At 65.3% G+C, this 5,460-nt stretch carries 4 protein-coding genes; all 4 read right to left on the bottom strand.

Features of this window, described 5'->3' with window-relative positions; all coding sequences use genetic code 11:
- Positions 1-982: type VII secretion protein EccCb (gene eccCb, locus JOZ00_RS09320; RefSeq protein WP_293342881.1), on the bottom strand; the 982-nt coding region annotated here is incomplete at its 3' end.
- Positions 979-3,216: a type VII secretion protein EccCa gene (eccCa, locus tag JOZ00_RS09315; protein WP_293342878.1), complete on the bottom strand. Its 2,238-nt coding sequence runs from the start codon at positions 3,214-3,216 to the stop codon at positions 979-981. The genes eccCb and eccCa, both read right to left, overlap by 4 nt.
- Entirely contained in the window at positions 3,213-4,652 is a 1,440-nt protein-coding gene (gene eccB / locus JOZ00_RS09310; protein ID WP_293342876.1) for a type VII secretion protein EccB, read from the bottom strand. The genes eccCa and eccB overlap by 4 nt, the downstream gene beginning before the upstream one ends.
- A gap of 3 nt (positions 4,653-4,655) precedes the next feature.
- A partial coding sequence (locus tag JOZ00_RS09305; RefSeq protein WP_293342873.1) for an AAA family ATPase occupies positions 4,656-5,460 on the bottom strand: 805 nt, incomplete at its 5' end.

The following is a 5,460-nucleotide window of genomic DNA, read 5'->3' as shown; positions in this document are numbered from 1 at the left end:
TCCGTTCCGGCAGGACCCTGACCCGCGGCGCCCGGTCGATATGTTGGGCCGCAACCTGATTGAGTGCCGCCGTGATTGCCTCGACCAAGTCGTTCGCGCTGTGCACGCCATCGAACCTGGGAACGCCGATCATCAGGTGGTGCTTCTCCACCGACATGGCGCGGCCGGGACGGTTGGCCGGGATGTCCCGGGTGGCGCGGTCGATCTGGGTGTCATTGACATCGCCGAGCCGGAATTCGATCTTGGTGCCGAGGTAGTCACGGACGCGCGACTTCAGCTCCGTCCAACGTGGAGTGGTGATCACCGTGTGGACCCCGAACGACAGGCCCTGCGAGGCCAGTTCCTGCACGGGGGTTTCGAGGTCGGGAAACTCGCTGACGAATGCCGGCCACCCGTCGATGACCAGGAAGACATCGCCGAACGGATCGGCCGCCACGGGTTGGTTGGGGTCGGCGCGCAGCTGCCGGTACATCGCGATGGACCCCACCCGGTGCTCCTTGAAGGTGGCTTCGCGTTGGCGCAGAACGGCTTGCACCTCGGCGATCACGCGCATGACCCGGTCGGGCTCCGAGCGGGTCGCCACCCCGCCGACATGGGGCAGGTTGTCGAGATAGATCAGCCCGCCGCCGCCGAGGTCGATGCAATAGAACTGGACCTGGCGCGGTGTGTGCGTAGCGGCCGCCGACAACATCATGGTTTGCAGCAGCGTGGATTTCCCCGTCTGCGGTGCGCCACCGATGGCGATGTTGCCGCCCGCGCCGGACACGTCGACCCCCCATACGCCCTGCAGGTGCCGGCGCGGCTCGTCCATGATGCCCAGCGCAAACCGCAACGGCTGCCGGTCATCACGCTCGACGAGTTCGTTGAGCGGTGTCGGGTCCTTCAACGGCGGCAGCCACATCTTGTACGCCCGTGACTCGGTGGTGCTGAGTTGGTCCAGCACCACCTCGCTGAGCGCCCGCGCCTTGGGTTCGACAGTCATAACGCCACCTCGTCGAGAACCGGAGCCGCCGTGAATTGCTGAATCCGCATCGGCTTCGGGCCGGCGTGCGGCCCGGCCCCGTTACCGTCACCATCGGCGTCGCCCCGGACCGGCGGAACGTATGCGGCGCCGGTGTAGAGCGTGCTGAACTTGACCGGGTCCTCCATGCCCACCCGCAGGAACCCGACACCGCTTTCTTTGTTAGTGATGTATTGGGCCTCCGGGGTTCCGATCACCATTTTTGATTCGTGAGAACTGGTGGTGCGCAACGCAATGCGATAGGTGAGGTTGGGCTCCAGCTTGTCGATGCGGGCACCGCCCGTTTGCAGCGACTGCGTTGCGAGCAGGAGGTGCACGCGCAATGACCGGCCCACGCGGCAGATCCGGTCGAACAGGTTGATGAAGTCGGGGTGACTCTGCAGCAGCTCTGCAAACTCGTCGACAACAACGAAAAGCGTTGGCAACGGCGGAAGTTCGGCGCCGCGTTCGCGGTACTTCTCGTATTCGGCCACGCCGGACAGCGCGCCGGTCGCGCCGACTTTGATTCCGGCCTGGCGCAGCAGCGTCTGGCGGCGGTCGAGCTCACCGGTCAGCACCTCGCCCATCCGGCTGACGAGCTCGGCCTCCTCGGCCATGTTGGTGATGACCGCGGCCGTGTGGGGGAGCTTCTCCATGCCGAGGAACGTCGACCCGCCTTTGAAGTCGGTGAGCAGCAGATTCACCTGATCCGGATGGTGCATCGCGACGAGCGACAAGATCAGGGTGCGCAGGAATTCGGACTTTCCGGAGCCGGTGGTTCCGATGAGCATGCCGTGCGGGCCCCCGCCGAATTCGGCGCCCTCCTTGATATCGAGGTACATGATGTTGCCGGTCTTGAGTTCGTGACCGAACGGAATCTTCAGCCGGTCCCGGTCCTTGTCGGTATACATCCGCCAACGGGCCGGCGTCACCTCCTCGACGCTCTGCGCGTTGACGAGCTGATACCACTCCGTCGCAACCTTTTTCTGAACGCCGGTGCTCTTCTTGTCGATGATGGTGCCGGTGATGGACCAGCCGGCGAGCTTCCGCGCGATCCGGGCGGCCTGCGGCGGGGACAGGCGGTCGGCTCTCGCCGTCACTTCACGAAACGACTGGCCCGGCAGCCGGTCGTCAGCAGTCCCGTCCTCGGCTACGCGGATGCGATAGTTCGAGCCGCGGTGATTGCCCAGCGTGATCACCGTGACGCCGGCCCGGCCGTCAGGCGGAAACCCCGCCTTGCCGCCGGTCAGATCGATCACCACGACATACGGCCCTCCGGGCAGCGAGTCGGGTGAGTGCGGACCGCGACCGGCAAGATCGGCCAGCAGCTCGGGGCGGGCGTAGATCATCCGGACGGGGCCGGCAGCGTCGGTTTCGGTCGGATGCGCAAGGTGCGGAAGCCATTTGAGCCACGACCAGTCCGGATCGTCGGGGTTTTCGGTGACCACCCGTAGTTGTAGGAGATCCGGTGGATGGAAAACGGCGAGATGGCAGATCATCGCCCTCAGCAGTGCGGCGGACTCTGCCGGGTCGCCGCCCACCGCGATCGTGGGAAAGGTGCGCAGCTGCAGCAGTTTCGGGCAGTCATGGATGAGGCCATGGGTGCGCAGAAACTTGACCACCCACATGTTGGCAACGGGTTCGAGGTACGGCTGCGGGGCCGCACTGGGGCCGGCAAGCTCGCCGCCAGCGGACGGCTTCATCAGCCGGTCCACCGCCGGCTGGTCGCCGATTCCGATGCGGGTCGCGGCGTAGAAATCGGCGCTGGCGGGCCGAGACCATTGACGGGGCGTGCCGATGAGCGACAACAGGTCGTCGGGATGCGGGGCGTGGAAGCTGAAGAACGACACCTGCGCGTTGGCCGAAGCAGTCACCCGTGGACGCAGTCCGGCCAGGTAGCGCAGGTATTCCTTTCGGTCGGCGTTGATTTCGGGAACTTTCTTCCCGCCGCCGCCACCACCGGCCATCATGCTCAGCGACATCATGATCATCATCAGCGGCATCATCAGCATGTAGGGCGACAGCTGCCTGGTGCCCGTCAACACCATGATCGCGATCATGCCCAGCATGCAGACGCCCATCACGTAGGGAAGCGCCTTTTGCAAACCCGACGGCGGTATGTCCACGCCGAGATCCTCGGGCGCCGTCACGCTGATCTCTCCCGGGGTCAGCCGGGGGCCGCGGGCGATCGACGGGGTGAACTTCTTGGTCGTCACGAGGGTGTGCCCCCAGGCAGCTTTCGGGGACTAGGGTCGGTCGGCAGCGTGTCGTGCTCCAGCAGCGCCGCCTCCTTGGACAACACCGGACCGTCCACGAGCAGCCGAATGATCTCCCACGGAGCGGTTTTCGGGGATGGCAGGCCCAGCGCCGACGCGGTCTGTTGATCGGGCAGCCCGTAGCGCACACCCTGCGGGTCCACGTAATACAGGGCCTCCCCGTACCGGGGGTCGGGGGACTGAAGTTGCACGAACTTTCCACCGTCGAGGTAAACCGTTGCGGCCCCTTGGATTTGCTTGATGCCGTCGCTCATCGCCGAGGCCGGTATCGGCAGATGCCTTCCGGTCAGCACCGCGGTCTTCGGGTTGTGGTCCCCGGTCTTGCGTTCCCAGGTCCAGCACAGCGTGGGGTCGTGCGGTCGGGACACGATCTTGACCGGCTCGTCGGGCAGCGGTGAGCCGTAGAGCACTTCGGGAATTTTGACGATCAGATTCGGGACCACGGCCGGGGGATCGACCAGGCCATAGGAGTCGAGGGCGCGCAGCGCCGCCGCGGTGTTTGCGTTGACGGCGGCGACACCGTCGGGCAGCACCACGAAATACTTGGTGCCCGATGTCGAATGGATCTGCAGGACCGATCCGATCACCAGCCCTTCCGGCAGGCCCAGGGTGTTAGGCGACCCCGCGCCGGGGATCGGAGGCAGCTGCCAGGAGCCGGCGTCGGGCAGCGCGTTGAACATGGCCGTGGAGAGCGGACTCGGCTTGGCGGTCCCGCGGATGCCCACGGCGAACGTCATCGGGCGATCGCTCAGGTCGGTGGCATGTCGGCCCTTGGCGGTGATCACCCAGTCCTTGCCCTGATACGACGCGAGCAACGCCTCGTTCGGGAGGATCGGATCGACCGAGGAGTCGATGACCACGGGCATCGCTATGACCGCGGTTTGCACTGTGGGGTTGATGCTTTCGGCTCTTGTGACGGTGTCGCACAGCGTCCAGACAGACGAGGAGTCCGACGAAACGGGCGTCGCATAAGGCGCACCGGGGATGCCGACGGACTGGCCCCTCGGCAACTTGTTCAGCTCGGCCGACTTGACGGTCGTCGGGTCGGCCGGGTTGCCCAGGACCAGACGAGCCGAGGTCAAGTTGTAGACGGAGTGCAGTTGCCCCGCCACCTTCAGATAGAGCTGGTTCGTCGTGCGGTCGACGAACAGATTGCCGCCGCCGAGCTTTCCCTGCGGTTTGAAGTACGCCATCGCCAAGGCGCCCACGACGATCAACACCGAGACGACGACGCCGAGTGCCACCGATCGGCTGTAGAACTGCATTGGGTCGTCGAACATCCTGGTGTCGCGCCGCACGATGGCGTGTTCCAGCCGACGAAGCAGGAAACGCCAGCCGCTTACCTGGACCTTGGTGGTGAGACGAAAACTTGCCATACGTCACTCGGTGATGTTGAGGCGTCCGTGGACAGCCGCGATCGCCTCGGTCATGTCCTCGTCGTTGATCTCCCGCAGGCGGTCCTCGTCGAGACTCTCGAAGTCGACGGCCCGGGTCAGGCGGATGTCGCGATACTGTTCGCCGGCTTCCACGAGTTGGCGCGCGTAGCGACCGTTGCCCGCGATGTCCAAAGCAGGCTTGCCGCGCACCCGCTGCTGGTCCAGCAGCTTCGCGGCCTGCAGGAGGTTGTCGGCGGCCCCCAAGCTCAGCGCCGAGTCGTTGCTCGCCGCAATGACTTTGGCGATCGCCAGAATCTCGTCCGGCGAATATGTGTCGAATTCGATGCGAGTGGCGAACCGCGACCGCAAGCCCTCATTGGTTTCCAGCAGGCGATCGATGTCGGCGCTGTAACCCGCGATGATCACCACCAACCGGTCGCGATCGTTTTCCATCCGGGCCAACAGGGTGTCCAGCGCCTCTTGCCCGAACGGGTCGGTGCGCCCGTTTCTTTCCTGCACCAGGGCGTAGGCCTCGTCGATGAACAGCACGCCGCCGAGGGCACGATCGATGGTCTTGGTGCTCTTGACCGCCGATTGTCCTTCGAACTCCGCGACGAAATCCTTGCGGGATGTCTCCACGAGCTTCGGCTCAGGGATGACACCTAGTCCCGCAAGGATATTGGCGACCACCCGGGCGATCGTCGTCTTTCCGGTGCCGGGCGGCCCGGTGAAGATCATGTGCTTGCTAGGCTGCGCCACCTTCATGCCGCGGGCCGCGCGGACTCTGGCCATCTGGGTTGCCGCACGG

It is taken from the genome of Mycobacterium sp., from assembly GCF_019243155.1.
Taxonomy (GTDB): domain Bacteria; phylum Actinomycetota; class Actinomycetes; order Mycobacteriales; family Mycobacteriaceae; genus Mycobacterium.
This window is presented reverse-complemented; position numbering and strand designations above follow the sequence as displayed.